We start from the raw sequence: 15,624 nt of genomic DNA, 5'->3' as shown, positions 1-15,624 counted from the left end.
GTGCCGGGGTCAAACGGCAAATGCGGGGCCCGATCAGGAGACGTCCTTATAATCGGGGGGAGATTATAGCGATGTCGCGGGCAGAAAGGTCGTTATTCGTGCTTTTTATTGCAGCGTTTGTCAGGCCGGCAGGGTGCGGCGCTGCCAATGGTGGTTTGCGTGGGTGCAAACCCGGGCGCTGGAGGGCAGCGGGCGGCCCAGCCAACCGAGCTGGATTTCCTCGACCTGCACCCAGCCGCCGCCGGCAGGTGGCAGGCTGCATTGCTTGAAGGCCAGGCAGTTGCCGTCGCTATCGAGGCGGGCATAGGCAGTGTGGCGCGGGCGTTGGAAAAGCAGGGTCCAGAGCGAGGCCATGGCAGTGAGTCCTGTGCGTTAGGGCTTGGCGCAAGGATAACGGTGCGGCCATGAAACGATTGTGACAGCAGGGCGAGGCCGATGACTGGTGCATGCCTGGCTAGGTATACTGCTGGCCTTTGCCGCCTTTTCTGGAGAAACGCGCATGTTGCAACGTTTGTTGTTCGGTTTGCTTGCCGTGGCCAGCCTGAGCCTGGTCGGTTGTGCCCACAGCCCGCAACAACTCAGCCCGCAACCCAAGCTCAACGCCCAGCTCGCCCCGGTCGGTCATGGTCAGCCGGTGGTGGTCAAGGTTGTCGACGGTCGGGCTTCGCAGTCGCTGGGCACTCGTGGTGGCATGTACCCCGAGACCAGCACCATTAGCGTCAGCGGCAACGATATCGTGCCCAAAGTGCAGGCCCAGGCCGAAGCCGCCGTACGACTGCTGGGCTTCACCCCGACGCCCAACGCCTACAACGCGCCGCAGTTGACCGTGACCCTGGCCGAACTGAAGTACCAGTCGCCCAAGGACAACATGTACGTGACCGAAGCCACGATCGGCGCCACGTTCCGTGCTGATGTATCGAACGCCAACCGCCGTTACAGCGGCCGCTACGGCGCTTCGCTGGACCAGCGTTTCGGCATGGCGCCGAACCAGGAAACCAATACCAAGCTGGTCAGCGACGTGTTGAGCGATGCCCTGACCCGCCTGTTCAAGGATCCGACCATCGGCCAGGTACTGGGCGAATAAACGATTCGCCTGGGTAAAAGAAAACCCGCTGCCTGGTGTTAGGCAGCGGGTTTTTTATTGGCCGTGCCGGCCTTTATGAAATTCAGTGACACTTGGTCGCCAAATCCGAGCGCCAAGGGCGGTCTTCGGTAGAATGCCGGCCTTCGCTGTCGTTAAACCGAGGTTGCGTAATGTCCTTGCAAGTGCTCTGGGGGTTCCTGGCCGCCCACCCGACCAAGCTGATCAATCTGCTGGCATTGCTGATGACCTGCCCAGGCGGGCTGCTGGTGCACAGCGCACGGCGTCGTGAGGCCATCAGCCGTGAAAGCCTGGCAATGGACGAAGGCGTAGTGGATGCGTTCGACCAGCGGGTGCCGCGCTACTACTACATCCTTGGTTTTTCCTGCCTGGCGATGGCGTTGCTGCTGTCCTGGTTCAGTACCTGGATCTGAACGGTGAGGGGCCGCAATGCGGCCCCGCATGATCAGGCAACCGGCGCCTGCTGCTTGACCTGATACTGGTTGCGCACCGGCGTCGCGTACTGCAACACCAGGTACGGGCGCTGCTCTTCAGGGCAGGCGTCCAGGCGGCGCTGCCATTCTTCCTTGGCCTTGGCCAGCTCTTCGGCCGGGAACACCTTCTCGGCGCTTGGCACCTGCAGGGCCTCGTCCTTCTCGCCCCACATCGCATAGGCCAGGTAGTGCACCGGGAACAGCCGGTAGCCACCGAGGATCTGGCGGTCGATTTCCTGCGCCAGTTGCTTGGTGTCCTCAAAGAACTCGGTTACTGGCGGCGCGAAGTTGATGTGCACGCGGCCTTTGTAGCCGGTGATCCCCTTGGCGATGCTGTTGTCGTCCTCCCCCGGCGCCTTCTTGTAGGTGCCGGTGGTGGCGCGGATGTACAGCTCGCGCGCCTTGGCCTGGTCGCAGGGGTCGTATTCGTAGCTGATCGATACCGGCGTGAGGTTGAGGCCCTGGATCACCGCGCCGAACGGCTCGTCCTTGCGGCTCATGTGGAACATCTTGAGGATCGCCGAATCGGTGCGATCATCCCCATCCTTGGCGCGGCCTTCGGCCTGGGCAATCCAGATCGAGGCGCTGTCGTTGCGAATGGAGTGGTTGATGTAGGCCGAAAGCAACTGATAGGCCGCGAGCTTTTCACGACGACCGCTCAGCGAGCGGTGCACGATGAAGCTCTTGTTCAGGCGCATCATGTCGCTGACGAAGGGTTTTTGCAGCAGGTTGTCGCCAATGGCGATGCGCGGCGTCGGCAGGCCTGCGTGGTACACCGCGTAGTTGACGAAGGCCGGGTCCATGACGATGTCGCGGTGGTTGGCCAAAAACAGGTAGGCGGTACCGGACTTGAGCTGCTCGACGCCGGTGTAGGTGACGCCGTCGGTGGCCCGGTCGATGGTCTGGTCGACGTAATACTCGACCTTGTCCTGCAGGGTGGAAACGCAGGTGACACCGGCGAATTCCTTGCGCAGGCGCCGGGCGATCAGCGGCTTGAGCAGCCAGCCGAAGGTGCCGGCAGCGCGCGGGAAGCGGAAGTGGGTGAGGATATCGAGGAATGCCGGGTCGCTGAGCAGGCGTGCCAGAACGGCAGGGACCTCAGCGTCGTCGTACGGTCGGATGGCATCGAATTCGCCCATCATGCTCTCTTGTTGGAAACGGCTAGGGTAATAGATAGGGTCGGGGTCAGAAAAACGGCTCGGACACACACAGGCCCTGTAAACAGACCGGCAATTATACGCACAAGTCACCCCGGAGGCCGCGATGCTGGAAACTGCGATCTACGATTGCCCCTATTGTGGTGAAGAAGTCGAGACAACGGTGGACCTGTCCGGAGGCGACCAAGAGTACATCGAAGACTGCCAGGTGTGCTGTAAGCCTATCCGCTTCGTGCTGCAGGTTCATGGCGAGGAATGGATGCTCGATGTGTACGGTGAGAACGACTGATGCAACGAATCTACGATCCGGAAAACCTGCTCGAAGCACAAATGCTGATCGGCATGCTGGCCAGTGAGGGCATCGACGTGCACCTGGTCGGCCGCGACCTGATGGGCGGCGTTGGCGAGTTGCCGGTGCAAGGTCTGCTCGGCCTCGCCGTGGCCGATGAGCAGGCCGGTTACGCACGGCAGCTGATCGATGCGTACAATGGTGCCCAGCCGCTTGCCGGCGACGAACCGGAGAGTTATCCCGGTACCTTGATCTGCTAGGTTTTGATTTCGCCCATGTGTGGACGCTACGCCCTGTTTCGCTGGCCCCAGGAGCTGACAAGCCTGCCAGGCTTTCCGACCGGCCAGCCGGCGCAATGGAATATTTCGCCCGGTGCTTCTGTGCTGATCCAGCGTCAACTCGATGGCCGGATGCAACTGGCCAAGGCCCGTTGGGGGCTGACCCCGGCCTGGCTCACCGACCTTTCCCGCACCCCGGCCCATGCCCGTGCCGAGACCCTGGCCGAGCAGCCGATGTTTCGCGAAGCGTTGCGCCTGCGCCGCTGCCTGATGCCGGCCAACGGCTTTTATGAGTGGCGCGGCACGGTGCGCAAGCGGCCCTATTGGCTGACGCCGGGGGAGGGGTCATCGCTGTATTTTGCCGCCGTGTGGGAAGCCTACCCGGTGCAGGACCAGGTGTGGCTGAGCTGCGCGGTCGTGACCCAGGCTGCGATGAATCAACGCCGGCCGTTGATCCTCGATGAGACGGGGCAGGCCGCATGGCTGGACCCTGAAACGCCGCTGCCGCGCTTGCACGAACTGTTGGCCAGCCCCCCGGCCACGCTGCGCGAGCGGGCGCTGGCGAATTTCGTCAATGATCCCAAGCTGGATGCGCCAGAGTGCCTGACGCCGGTGTGATGTGTTGATAAAACGGTAAAGAAATCTTCCCTGCGGCTATGGCAGGTAACAGGCGACTCGGCCTAGGATACGGCGCATGTAAAAAGGGAGTGTTTTCATGCGTAAGTCTTTTGTCGTCAGCCTATTGAGCGCTGGCATCTTGCTGGCAGGCTGCCAGGCGGTGAATACCACCAGCGGCGGTGCTGTCGGCGTCGAGCGCAAGCAGTACATGTTCAGCATGCTCTCGACCGATGAGGTCAACCAGATGTACGCCCAGTCTTATCAGCAAACCCTTGGCGAGGCGTCGAGCAAGGGCGTGCTGGACAAGTCCAGCGCCGATGCCAAGCGCGTGCAGGTCATCGCCGACCGGCTGATCGCCCAGGCGCCGAAGTTTCGCCCGGATGCCGCGCAATGGCAGTGGGAAGTCAACGTCATCAAGAGCGACGAGCTCAACGCCAACTGCGGCCCGGGTGGCAAGATCATCGTCTACACCGGCCTGATCGACCAGCTCAAGCTCACCGACGCCGAAATTGCTGCGGTAGTAGGCCACGAAATCGCCCACGCCCTGCGTGAACACAGCCGTGAAGCCATGTCCAAGGCCTATGGTGTGGAAATGGCCCGCCAGGGTGCGGGGGCATTGTTTGGCCTTGGCCAGAGCAGCATCGCTTTGGCCGACCAGGTGGTGAACTACGCCATGACCCTGCCCAACAGCCGCGCCAATGAGAACGAAGCCGACCTGATCGGCCTGGAACTGTCGGCACGTGCCGGTTATGACCCGAATGCCGCGATTACCTTGTGGAACAAGATGAGCAAGGCTTCCGAGGGCGCGCCGCCCGAGTTCATGAGTACTCACCCGGCGTCCGAAAGCCGGATTGCCTCGTTGCAGGCGGCGATTCCGAAGGTGATGCCGCTGTATCAGGCAGCCAAGAAGTAATCAAAATCAGGGGCCGCAGAGCGGCCCCGTCACATTTACCCCACCCAGCCACTGGTTTTCATCGCCGAATAGACGGCGACGAGCGCCAGTACAATGAACGCAGCCGCCGCCAGGCGGCGAATCAGCGTCAGCGGCAGTTTGTCTGCGGCGAAGTTGCCCGCCAGTACCACCGGCACGTTGGCGATCAGCATGCCCAGGGTGGTGCCGATGATGACCATGATCAGGTGCGGGTACTGGGCGGCCAGCATCACCGTGGCTACCTGGGTCTTGTCACCGATCTCGGCCAGGAAGAACGCGATCAGCGTGGTCAGGAACGGGCCGAAGCGGCGCGCGGGGTTTTCATCGTCATCCATCTTGTCCGGCACCAGGGTCCACAGGGCCGTGGCGGTGAAGCTCGCGGCGAGGATCCAGTGCAGCATGGTCTCGCTGAAGAACCCGCCGACCCAGGCGCCCACGGCACCCGCAGCGGCATGGTTGGCCAAAGTGGCGGCGACGATGCCGGCGATGATCGGCCAGGGCTTGCGAAAGCGTGCAGCCAGAATGAGTGCGAGCAGTTGCGTCTTGTCGCCGATTTCAGCAAGGGCGACGATCGCGGTGGGGACCAGCAGAGATTCCAGCATCAGGGTTCCTACGGGGGCGGGTCGACACGGCTATGACACGTACAGCCTTCCCGCCCCGGGTAAGGTGTGCGTGTCATAGGTCTTGTCAAACCCTGGATCCGTCTGTGCGGATCTTGCTCATCAGAGCTGGGTCGCACGCGCCATGGCCTGTGGGCCAAGTGTGTTGACGCGTGCCGGGCAAGCTGGGCGCTTGCGGGAGACTACTCCCCTAGGACGGAGCGGATTCTGCCTAGCCGAAACGCTTTCGGCAAGCCCTGTTTTTATCCGCGTGTTGCCCGATAGATGCGAAAGCCATCGGCCTCGGCACAGGTCTGGCAGTTGCCAAGTGCCCCTTCGATCAAGGGCTGATAACGCAGGAAGCTGTTGGCAACCAAGCGCATTTCGCCACCTTTTCGCAGATGTTGGCCTGATTTTTTCAACAAGTTTTCCGATGCCTGGTAATTGGTGTGCACCCCGGTGTGAAACGGCGGGTTGCTCAGGATCAAGCTCAGGTCGCCGGGCGCGGCATCGATCCCGTCGCCACTGATGACGTTTCCTTCAAGATTATTCGCTGCCAGGGTCAGACGGCTGGCGGCCACGGCAAAGGCGTCCACGTCCAGCAGGGTGACCTGGCTCTGTGGATAACGGCGCTTGACCGTGGCCCCCAGTACCCCAGCCCCGCAGCCGAAGTCCAGCACGTGGCCGACCGGCAGATTGTCCAGGTGCTTGAGCAGCAGTGCCGTACCGCGGTCGAGGCGGCCATGGCTGAATACTCCAGGCAGGCTGACGACCTGCAACGGGCCGTCTTCAAGGTCGAGCTCGAAGCGTTCGGCCAGGCTTTCCAGCGGTTTGGCTGCAGGCGCGTTGTTCACGGTGACCTGCCACAACTGGCAATGCCGCGCGCTGTCCAGCTTGCGCGGCTTGCCAAAGGCTTGCAGCTGCTTGGCCGCGCCTTCGATGCCGCCGCGTTTTTCGCCAACCAGATACAGTTCGCGGCCGGCCAGGCGCGAAGCCACGGCATTGAGCAGGTAGGCCGCCAGTTCTCGCGACTTAGGCAGGAACAGTACCGCCGCATCGAACGCGACCGGCGGGACCTCGACGCCATAATGGCTGCGCCCGGCAAAGCGGCCGTCGAGCATGGCCTGGTCACCGGCATGCCAGGTCCAGCCATGGGCGTGGGGCAGTTGGCCGAGCAGGTCGTCGGCGGGGGCGCCGGCAATCAGCAGCGGACCCTGGAACAGGTCCGCCTGGCGGAGCAAAACTTCACTGCGCGGGTCCATGGACGACGCCTCCTGAAAAAAGTCGCGCAGTGTAGCAGAGCCAGCCTTACCGCTCAGCTGACCACGCGGCGTGGCTGGCCGGCGAAGAAGGCCTGGGCGTTTTCGCTGAGCTGGCCGACGATGCGCTGGCGCGACTCCACGGCGCCCCAGGCACTGTGCGGGGTGATGATCAGGCGCGGAATATCCGGGGCCAGCAGAGGGTTGCCATGGACCGGTGGCTCGACGCTGAGCACATCGGTCGCGGCGCCGCCGAGGTGGCCGTTACGCAGTGTGTCGGCCAGGGCCTGTTCGTCGATCAATCCGCCGCGAGCGGTGTTGACCACCAGCGCACCGGGCTTGAGCAGCGCCAGTTCGCGGGCACCGATCATGTGCCGAGTGTGCTCGTTGAGCGGGCAATGCAAGGTCAGGGCGTCGACCTGTGGCAGCAACTCCTCCAGCGGCAGGCGATCGTCACGCGCAGGGCGCCCGGGGATCTGCCCGCTCAGCACGCGCATGCCGAAGGCTTCGGCCAGACGCGCGACGGCGCCGCCGAGTTCGCCATGACCAAGCAGGCCGAGGGTCTTGCCCTCCAGTTCAACGATGGGGAAGTCCAGCAGACAGAACTGGCTGGCCTTGGCCCATTGGCCGTGGGCCACTGCCTGGTTGTAGTCGCACAGGCGCGTGGCCAGGGCCAGTAGCAAGGCAAGGGTGTGCTGGGCTACCGACGGCGTGCCGTAGCCCTGGCAGTTGCAGACGGTGATGCCTTGGGCGCGGGCGGCTGCCAAATCGACATTGTTGGTGCCGGTGGCGGCCACCAGGATCAGCTTGAGCTGTGGGTTGGCCGCCAGGGCCTCGGCGTCGAGCATGACCTTGTTGCTGACCACCGCCACGGCATCCTGCAAGCGATCGGCCACCTGGTCAGGGCGTGTGGCATCGAACAGCACGAATTCATCGAACTGGCTTCGCAGCGGAGATAGGTCAAGGTCACCCAAGTCCAGGGATTGGTGATCGAGAAACACGGCGCGACGCGGGCTGGGCATCAGTAGGGCTCCGTTGGCAGGGCAGGGATGATCCATCCACCGAACAATGCCACTCATACCTTGCATAGCCAAATCATTCCTTCGGCTGATTTGACCGTCACATTGGCAAACTACAGTAGACCCCAGACTTGTTCGGCTCGCTTTCCAGATAAGGGATACCCATGTTGCAGACCCGCATCATCAAGCCCGCCGAGGGCGCCTACAGCTTCCCTCTGTTGATCAAACGCCTGCTGATGTCCGGCAGCCGCTACGAAAAGACCCGCGAGATCGTCTACCGCGACCAGTTGCGGCTGACTTATCCACAGCTCAACGAGCGCATCGCGCGCCTGGCCAATGTGCTGACCGAAGCCGGGGTCAAGGCCGGTGACACCGTGGCCGTGATGGATTGGGACAGCCACCGCTACCTGGAATGCATGTTCGCCATCCCGATGATCGGCGCGGTGGTGCACACCATCAACGTGCGCCTGTCACCCGAACAGATCCTCTACACCATGAACCACGCCGAAGACCGCTTCGTGCTGGTCAACAGCGACTTCGTAGGGCTCTACCAGGCCATCGCCGGGCAACTGACCACGGTCGACAAGACCGTGCTACTGACCGATGGCCCGGACAAGACCGCCGAGCTGCCGAACCTGGTGGGCGAGTACGAACAGCTGCTGGCGGCGGCCAGCCCGCATTACGACTTCCCCGACTTCGACGAGAACTCGGTGGCCACCACCTTCTACACCACCGGCACCACGGGTAACCCCAAGGGCGTCTACTTCACCCACCGCCAGCTGGTGCTGCACACCCTGGCCGAGGCTTCGGTGACCGGTAGCATCGACAGTGTGCGCCTGCTCGGCAGCAATGATGTGTACATGCCGATCACGCCGATGTTCCACGTGCATGCCTGGGGCATCCCGTATGCCGCCACCATGCTCGGCATGAAGCAGGTGTACCCGGGGCGCTACGAGCCGGACATGCTGATCAAGCTGTGGCGCGAAGAAAAAGTCACCTTCTCGCACTGCGTACCGACCATCCTGCAGATGCTGCTCAACTGCCCAAGCTCCCAGGGCCAGGACTTTGGCGGCTGGAAGATCATCATCGGCGGCAGCGCACTCAACCGCTCGCTCTATCAAGCCGCGCTGGCCCGTGGCATTCAGCTGACTGCCGCGTATGGCATGTCCGAGACCTGCCCGCTGATCTCGGCCGCGCACCTGAACGACGAACTGCAGGCCGGCAGCGAGGACGAACGGGTGACCTACCGCATCAAGGCCGGTGTGCCGGTGCCGTTGGTGGAGGCGGCGATCGTCGATGGCGAGGGCAATTTCCTCCCGGCCGACGGCGAAACCCAGGGCGAGCTGGTGCTGCGTGCGCCCTGGCTGACCATGGGCTACTTCAAGGAACCGGAAAAAAGCGAGGAGCTCTGGCAAGGCGGCTGGCTGCACACCGGTGATGTCGCCACCCTCGACGGGATGGGTTACATCGATATCCGCGACCGCATCAAGGATGTGATCAAGACCGGTGGCGAGTGGATTTCTTCTCTCGATCTGGAGGACCTGATCAGTCGCCACCCCGCCGTGCGCGAAGTGGCCGTGGTGGGTGTCGCCGACCCGCAGTGGGGCGAGCGTCCGTTTGCCCTGCTGGTGGTGCGCGAAGAGCAGGTGGTCGATGCCAAGGCGCTCAAGGAACACCTCAAGCCTTTTGTCGAAGAAGGCCACATCAACAAGTGGGCAATTCCCAGCCAGATCGCCGTTGTTACAGAAATTCCCAAGACCAGCGTAGGAAAACTCGACAAGAAGCGTATCCGCCAGGACATCGTTCAATGGCAAGCCAGTAACAGTGCGTTTCTTTCCACGCTGTAACCGCGCTGCGGGTCGTGACCCTCGGAACACGACCCGCAGGCCAGAGCGGTCGGCGCCTTGCCAAACGGCAAAAATGCGCCATGCTTCTGCCTTGCCAACGCGCTACCCGGGACCACGCCGGGGCGAATTGGCGGCCAGTGTGCAAATCACACTTTAGAGGGATCAAGCACCTAAGTCTGCTGGCTATAGTCGGGGCCAGGGGATTTTCAGGAATGGGGGAAGGCGACACGCGCAACACGTGTCGTCGCGGGTGAAAACCCGCATACCGGTCTTTCGGGCCGTTCTTGAAAGGACTCACTGCCATAACAAAAAAGTACATGGAGTAGCGTCGATGAAATCTGCACACCCGTTCTGGCGTCGGGCCAAGTTGCCCTTGGCCGTCAGCCTTGCTTCCACGCTCGCAAGTCCTGCTTTCGCGGTCAGTTTCAACATCGGGGAAATCGAAGGCCAGTTCGATTCGTCGCTCTCTGTCGGTGCCAGCTGGTCGACCGCCAACCCGAACAAGAACCTCATCGGGGTCAACAACGGCGGCAAGGGCCTGTCGCAAACCTCCGACGATGGTCACCTCAACTTCAAGAAAGGTGAAACCTTCTCGAAAATCTTCAAGGGCATCCATGACCTTGAGTTGAAGTACGGCGACACCGGCGTATTCGTGCGTGGCAAGTACTGGTACGACTTCGAGCTGAAGGACGAAAGCCGCGAGTTCAAGGACATCAGCGACTCCGGCCGCAAGGAAGGCGCCAAGTCCTCCGGAGCCCAACTGCTCGACGCCTTCGTGTACCACAACTACTCGATCGGCGATCAGCCAGGCTCGGTACGCTTCGGCAAGCAGGTGGTCAGCTGGGGTGAAAGTACCTTCATCGGCGGCGGCATCAACTCGATCAACCCGATCGACGTGGCCGCCTTCCGCCGCCCTGGTGCCGAGATCAAGGAAGGCCTGATCCCGGTCAACATGTTCTACATCTCGCAGAGCCTCACCGATAACCTGTCGGCCGAAGCCTTCTACCAGATCGAGTGGGACCAGACCGTCGTCGACAACTGCGGCACCTTCTTCTCGCAGCCCGACATCATTGCCGATGGCTGTACCGACAACCTGCGCGTGCTCAACAGCAGCCGCACGGTGCCAGCAGCGGCCCAGGGCTTCCTTGCCACCCGTGGCGTGAACATCAACGAAGAAGGCGTGATGGTGGCCCGTGGCGCCGACCGCGACGCCCGTGACAGTGGCCAGTTCGGCGTGGCCATGCGCTACATGTTCGAACCGCTGGACACCGAATTCGGCGCCTACTTCATGAACTACCACAGCCGCGCCCCGATCTTCAGCGCCACCGGCGCCGCGCCGTCGGTGTTTGCCGGCCTGAGCCAGCTGCCGCCGCAGCTGCGTGCCCTGGCACCACTGATCGTGGCAGGCAACTCCAAGTACTTCGTCGAATACCCAGAAGACATCCGCCTGTATGGCCTGAGCTTCTCCACCACGTTGCCCACCGGCACCGCGTGGAGTGGTGAAATCAGCTACCGGCCGAATGCCCCGGTGCAGTTGAACACCACCGACATCCTGTTCGCCGGCGTGCGTCCGATTGGTGGCGCACTGAGCAACGCCTCGCTGCTGACCGGCACCCCTGGTGAGGACCTGCACGGTTATCGCCGCAAGGAAATCACCCAGTTCCAGACCACCCTGACGCACTTCTTCGATCAGGTGATGGGCGCCAGCCGCATGACCGTAGTGGGTGAAGTGGGCGTGACCCATGTCGGTGGCCTGGAAAGCGCGCATGAAACCCGCTACGGCCGCGACCCGGTATTCGGCCCTGGCCCGCTGCCAGCCACCGGTGGCGCCGACACTTGCCAGGCGCTCAATGCCAGCACCATCGCTGGCGCCGGGGCCGGTGCCTCGACCACCAACCTGAACCGCAAGTGCGAAAACGACGGCTACACCACCAGCACCTCCTGGGGTTATCGCGCCCGGGTCATCTGGGACTACAACGACGTGTTCGCCGGGGTCAACCTCAAGCCCAACGTGGCCTGGTCGCATGACGTGTCCGGCTACTCGCCAGGCCCTGGCGGCAACTTCGAGGAAGGCCGCAAGGCAGTCAGCCTGGGCCTGGACGCCGAATACCAGAACACCTACACCGCGAGCCTGTCGTACACCAACTTCTTCGACGGCAAGTACAGCACCGTGGATGACCGCGACTTCGTCGCCCTCAGCTTCGGCGTGAACTTCTAAGCACACAGATCCAGGACGAGACGACATGAACAAGACCAGAAGTCTGCTGCAAGCCGGTGTACTGGGCCTGTCCCTGCTGGCGACCAGCGTCATGGCTGCGGTTTCCGCCGACGAAGCGGCCAAGCTTGGCAGCACCCTGACCCCGATGGGCGCGGAAAAGGCCGGTAACGCCGATGGGTCCATCGGCCCGTGGCAACCGCTGTCGACCACGGCCGGCACAGCCGATGCCCGGGGCTTCCTCTCCGACCCTTATGGCAGCGAGAAACCGCTGTTCACCATCACCGCGCAGAACGTCGACCAGTACAAGGACAAGCTCTCACCGGGCCAGGTGGCGATGCTCAAACGCTACCCGGACACCTTCAAGATCCCGGTGTACAAAACCCACCGTGGCGCCACCGTGCCGGATGATGTGTTCGCTGCCATCAAGAAAAACGCCACTGCGACCACGCTGGTCGAAGGCGGCAACGGCCTGAACAACTTCCAGACCGCGATCCCGTTCCCGATCCCGAAAAGCGGCCTTGAAGTCATCTGGAACCACATCACCCGTTACCGCGGCGGCAGCGTCAGCCGCCTGGTGACCCAGGCCACGCCACAGCAGAACGGCTCATTCAGTCTGGTGTACTTCTCGGACCAGTTCGTCTTCCGCGACAAGATGAAGGACTACGACCCGAGCAACCCTGGCAACATCCTGTTCTACTTCAAACAGGAAGTGACCGCGCCTGCACGCCTGGCCGGGACCGTGCTGCTGGTGCATGAGACCCTCGACCAGGTGAAGGAGCCGCGCAAGGCGTGGATCTACAACGCCGGCCAGCGCCGCGTGCGCCAGGCACCGCAAGTGTCGTACGACGGCCCAGGCACCGCCGCCGACGGCCTGCGTACTTCGGACAACCTGGACATGTACAACGGTGCGCCGGACCGCTATGACTGGAAGCTCGAGGGCAAGAAGGAGATGTACATCGCCTCCAACGCCTACAAGCTCGACGATCCGAAGCTCAAGTACGGCGACATCATCAAGGCTGGGCATATCAACCAGGACCTGGCCCGTTACGAGCTGCGTCGGGTCTGGCATGTGGTCGCCACGCTCAAGCCTGGCCAACGCCACATCTACGCCAAGCGTGACTTCTACATCGACGAGGACACCTGGCAGGCTGCGGTGATCGACCAGTACGATGGCCGCAACCAGCTGTGGCGCGTCTCCGAGGCACATGCTCAGGATTACTACAACAAGCAGGTGCCGTGGTACACCCTGGAAGCCATCTATGACCTGCAGTCGGGCCGCTACCTGGCGCTGGGGATGAAGAACGAGGAGAAAAAGTCCTACGACTTCGGCTTCACGGCCAGCAAGGCCGACTTCCAGCCGGCAGCGCTGCGTCAGTCGGGTATTCGTTAATCGCTAGTGCATAACTCCGTGTGATCTCCCAGAACGCCCCGGCTTGCCGGGGCGTTTGCGTTGCACAGGCTAGGAAAGCCTGCCGATGTTTGCCTGGACGTCTTGCCAGTCGGCGACGGCGGCGTCCAGTTGTGCACTGGCAAATGCGCCAGATACAGCGGACGAACTGATTGCTTGCTGCAGTTGCTGCAACTGGCTTTGCAGCGCCTGGGTGCCGGCGAGCGTCGCGTTGACGCCTGCACCCATCTGATCGACAGCTGCCAGGTAGCTGGACAATGCCGGTAACAAAGCCTGCAAGTACGCCGCCTCCTGCGCGTTCGCGGTCTGGTCGGCGCGAATGCGGTTCAGTTGGTCGGTGACTCCGCTGATGTTGGATACCAGCGAATCGATTTCGCGGGCGAGCAGAGCCCCGAGCGGCCCCATCAGCCAGTACCACTTGGCACGATCGCGTGCGGCATCGAGCTGGGATTGCAGGTCGGCGATCTGCTGGGCGAGCACCGCCGATTGGTTGCGATCAGTCTCAAGGCGCTGGCTTATCTGCGTGGCATCACCGTTGAGATCGGCCGAGGTGCTGTGCAACTGCGCAAGGTATTGGCCAAGCCCCTGGGTGACGGCATTGAGGCTGAACGTCGGACCGGCCAGTTGCTGTTCAAGCGCGGCCACTTGGGTCACGGCTTGCTGACGGGCCTGCGCATCACCGTTGTTCATGGCTTGGAACAGCTGGCGTAACACAGGCGCTTCACGGTTGATGAAATTATCGCCAAACCCCTGCAACTGCTGCATGGCGGCCAGTAGGGGTGGCCGGTATTGCGTGGGCCAGGCTGCCGCCAGTTGTTTGAGCTGAATGATGTGCTGCGCCAGGCCGGGCACGCCTGCGTAGTTCAGCCCAGGCATCTGGCTGATGCTGGCGGACAGTTGGTCCAGCGGTGTGAGCAGGCTGCTGACGGCCAAGGTGCCATGCACAATCGCAGGCACACTGAAAGCCGACAGCGTAGCGCTGTCGAAACGTTGCATCAGAGTCATGTCGTTCCCCTCGTGAAACAAATGAAGGCAGGGAGGAGCGCGCCGACCGGGCCGGCGCGCAGGTGCCCTTCAGGCAGCCGCTGGGGTTGGGATGTTCTCGACGACGGAGAGTGGAACGGGCGCAGGATTGATCATGTCCTGCACCTTGCGGGCCTGTGTGGCCATGTCGTCCCAGTCACTGCAGGCGGCATTCAGCTGTGCGGTGAGGAACGCGCTGTCGACATCGGTGGACTGCACTTGTTTGATCAGCGTATCCAGGCTGCTGATCAACGTCTGCCAAGACGATTCCATGGCATTGAGTGCGCCGATGGCGTTGCTGATCTGTTGGTTCAACGTGCCCAGTTGGCCCTTGGCATGCGTCATCAGCACGATTTCGGCCTGGTCTGCGGCAAGTTTCTCGGCTGCCGCCTTGTATTTCTTCATGTTGCTGGAGTAGTCCACCGAACCATAGATAGTGACCGCCGCACCTCCCGCCACTACAACCCCACCCGCAACGATCAGCCCAGTGGACAGTCCCGCGCTGGGGATTTCGGCCAATACGCCTACCGCGATCATCAGCACCCCAACCACCGCGCCGGTGGCACCTGCGGCGATCATGGTCAGGTCGTTGTTCATGGCTTTCTGGCGTGCGGCCATTTCCGCCTGCAGTTGAATGATCTCGCCGTTGTCGCCCGCCAGTTTTTGGGTCAGCGTGTCGATATCAGTGGCAAATGCCGAGAAATCGACCGAGAAGTTCTTGCGGAAATCGTCCACGGACTGATTGGCCAGCACCGCGTTGGATTTTTGTGTGTTTGCGGCGGTCTGCAACAGTTGCAGGCCCTCGACCACCGTCTGGCGAGCCTTGGGGTCCGTGTTGACATTGGCGGCCGCCTTGAGCAGCGGCGCCAGGTAGGCATTGAACTGGTTGGAGAAACCGACCACGCCGCCAATGCTGCCGATCAGCGCCGGTTGCAGCGTATTGATCCAGAGGTTGGCATGGTCGCGTGCGGTCTGCTGGTGCTTGGCCATTTCCGGCATCGCCGGCACATCCATGTTGGCTTGTTGCAGAATGGCCGTGCAGGCGCCATTAACCAGTGAACCGGCCGAAGCGGTCTGGTTGATGGCGTCGTTGTGGTCGTCGGTCAGCAGAATGCTGTTGGTGAAGAGCGGGCGCAGCTGTTGGACGTTGGTCATCTTTCTTTCCTTGAGAGAGCTAACGATTTTTCAGGGGGCATGGCTTGCCACGTGTGCAACAGCACTGAAACAAGAACGCTCCCTGCCTTCTTGCAGCGACTGCACGGAACGTCATCTATGACAGTCCCGCTGTGATGTCTGGTTGACATCACGGAGCCAGCGTAGACCTGGCAAATGGTGATTGCGAGTCGATTGGTCGGCGAGGCCCCGGTACCCGACGGAAGGGCAGGTGGCTGCAAATTCGAGGC

The 15,624-nt window shown here is 62.3% G+C and carries 16 protein-coding genes and 1 riboswitch; of the genes, 9 read left to right on the top strand and 7 right to left on the bottom strand.

Going from position 1 to position 15,624, the window contains the following annotated elements; translation table 11 throughout:
- Window positions 1-120: 120 nt before the first annotated feature.
- On the bottom strand, window positions 121-354 hold the full coding sequence (locus ACIQUF_RS10655) for a hypothetical protein (protein WP_403131217.1): 234 nt from the start codon (window positions 352-354) through the stop codon (window positions 121-123).
- Window positions 355-499: 145 nt separating this feature from the next.
- Here ACIQUF_RS10655 and ACIQUF_RS10650 point away from each other — a divergent pair, with 145 nt between their 5' ends.
- Window positions 500-1,084 (top strand): YajG family lipoprotein, encoded by a 585-nt coding sequence (locus ACIQUF_RS10650; RefSeq protein WP_400797773.1) that lies wholly within the window; start codon window positions 500-502, stop codon window positions 1,082-1,084.
- Between the two features lie 170 nt (window positions 1,085-1,254).
- Window positions 1,255-1,515, top strand: a complete 261-nt coding sequence (locus ACIQUF_RS10645) for a hypothetical protein (RefSeq protein WP_400797767.1) — start codon at window positions 1,255-1,257, stop codon at window positions 1,513-1,515.
- A 32-nt stretch (window positions 1,516-1,547) separates the two neighbouring features.
- Here the strand turns inward: ACIQUF_RS10645 and ACIQUF_RS10640 are convergent, their stop codons facing one another.
- Window positions 1,548-2,717, bottom strand: a complete 1,170-nt coding sequence (locus ACIQUF_RS10640) for a 1-acyl-sn-glycerol-3-phosphate acyltransferase (RefSeq protein ID WP_403131214.1) — start codon at window positions 2,715-2,717, stop codon at window positions 1,548-1,550.
- Between the two features lie 121 nt (window positions 2,718-2,838).
- On the opposite strand from ACIQUF_RS10640, the gene ACIQUF_RS10635 reads away from it, so the two are divergent.
- The 4 genes from ACIQUF_RS10635 (at window position 2,839) to ACIQUF_RS10620 (ending at window position 4,830) form a co-directional block, all read left to right on the top strand.
- A complete protein-coding gene (locus ACIQUF_RS10635; protein WP_010225771.1) occupies window positions 2,839-3,021 on the top strand; it encodes a CPXCG motif-containing cysteine-rich protein in 183 nt (60 codons plus the stop codon).
- Entirely contained in the window at window positions 3,021-3,281 is a 261-nt protein-coding gene (locus ACIQUF_RS10630; protein ID WP_403131213.1) for a putative signal transducing protein, read from the top strand. Before ACIQUF_RS10635 ends, ACIQUF_RS10630 begins: the two co-directional genes overlap by 1 nt.
- Before the next feature lie 15 nt (window positions 3,282-3,296).
- Window positions 3,297-3,917 (top strand): SOS response-associated peptidase, encoded by a 621-nt coding sequence (locus tag ACIQUF_RS10625; RefSeq protein ID WP_403131211.1) that lies wholly within the window; start codon window positions 3,297-3,299, stop codon window positions 3,915-3,917.
- A gap of 97 nt (window positions 3,918-4,014) precedes the next feature.
- Window positions 4,015-4,830, top strand: a complete 816-nt coding sequence (locus ACIQUF_RS10620; RefSeq protein ID WP_400797755.1) for a M48 family metallopeptidase — start codon at window positions 4,015-4,017, stop codon at window positions 4,828-4,830.
- Window positions 4,831-4,865: 35 nt separating this feature from the next.
- On the opposite strand, the gene ACIQUF_RS10615 is transcribed toward ACIQUF_RS10620, so the two are convergent.
- The 3 genes from ACIQUF_RS10615 to ACIQUF_RS10605 all read right to left on the bottom strand — a co-directional run bounded on the left by ACIQUF_RS10615 (window position 4,866) and on the right by ACIQUF_RS10605 (window position 7,728).
- A complete protein-coding gene (locus tag ACIQUF_RS10615) occupies window positions 4,866-5,447 on the bottom strand; it encodes a TMEM165/GDT1 family protein (RefSeq protein ID WP_403131404.1) in 582 nt (193 codons plus the stop codon).
- 91 nt (window positions 5,448-5,538) lie between these two features.
- A riboswitch (yybP-ykoY riboswitch) is annotated at window positions 5,539-5,671 on the bottom strand.
- Between the two features lie 39 nt (window positions 5,672-5,710).
- Window positions 5,711-6,709, bottom strand: a complete 999-nt coding sequence (locus ACIQUF_RS10610; protein WP_403131209.1) for a methyltransferase — start codon at window positions 6,707-6,709, stop codon at window positions 5,711-5,713.
- A gap of 53 nt (window positions 6,710-6,762) precedes the next feature.
- Window positions 6,763-7,728 carry a 2-hydroxyacid dehydrogenase gene (locus tag ACIQUF_RS10605; RefSeq protein ID WP_403131208.1) on the bottom strand — a complete coding sequence of 322 codons (966 nt, stop codon included), beginning with the start codon at window positions 7,726-7,728 and terminating at the stop codon, window positions 6,763-6,765.
- Window positions 7,729-7,889: 161 nt separating this feature from the next.
- Here ACIQUF_RS10605 and ACIQUF_RS10600 point away from each other — a divergent pair, with 161 nt between their 5' ends.
- The 3 genes from ACIQUF_RS10600 to ACIQUF_RS10590 all read left to right on the top strand — a co-directional run bounded on the left by ACIQUF_RS10600 (window position 7,890) and on the right by ACIQUF_RS10590 (window position 13,180).
- On the top strand, window positions 7,890-9,572 hold the full coding sequence (locus tag ACIQUF_RS10600) for a fatty acid--CoA ligase (protein WP_403131206.1): 1,683 nt from the start codon (window positions 7,890-7,892) through the stop codon (window positions 9,570-9,572).
- 331 nt (window positions 9,573-9,903) lie between these two features.
- On the top strand, window positions 9,904-11,790 hold the full coding sequence (locus ACIQUF_RS10595) for a DUF1302 domain-containing protein (protein WP_403131204.1): 1,887 nt from the start codon (window positions 9,904-9,906) through the stop codon (window positions 11,788-11,790).
- 25 nt (window positions 11,791-11,815) lie between these two features.
- Window positions 11,816-13,180: a DUF1329 domain-containing protein gene (locus ACIQUF_RS10590; RefSeq protein WP_403131202.1), complete on the top strand. Its 1,365-nt coding sequence runs from the start codon at window positions 11,816-11,818 to the stop codon at window positions 13,178-13,180.
- Window positions 13,181-13,249: 69 nt separating this feature from the next.
- Here ACIQUF_RS10590 and ACIQUF_RS10585 read toward each other — a convergent pair whose 3' ends face one another.
- Together ACIQUF_RS10585 and ACIQUF_RS10580 are read right to left on the bottom strand one after the other, a co-directional pair.
- The gene (locus ACIQUF_RS10585; RefSeq protein WP_403131200.1) at window positions 13,250-14,203 is read right to left on the bottom strand and encodes an HBL/NHE enterotoxin family protein; all 954 of its coding nucleotides are present in this window, start codon (window positions 14,201-14,203) and stop codon (window positions 13,250-13,252) included.
- A 69-nt stretch (window positions 14,204-14,272) separates the two neighbouring features.
- Window positions 14,273-15,376 carry an HBL/NHE enterotoxin family protein gene (locus tag ACIQUF_RS10580; RefSeq protein ID WP_403131198.1) on the bottom strand — a complete coding sequence of 368 codons (1,104 nt, stop codon included), beginning with the start codon at window positions 15,374-15,376 and terminating at the stop codon, window positions 14,273-14,275.
- Between the last annotated feature and the right edge of the window lie 248 nt (window positions 15,377-15,624).

The sequence above is a fragment of the Pseudomonas sp. NPDC090233 genome (genome assembly GCF_044772285.1).
Lineage (GTDB): Bacteria > Pseudomonadota > Gammaproteobacteria > Pseudomonadales > Pseudomonadaceae > Aquipseudomonas.
This window is presented reverse-complemented; position numbering and strand designations above follow the sequence as displayed.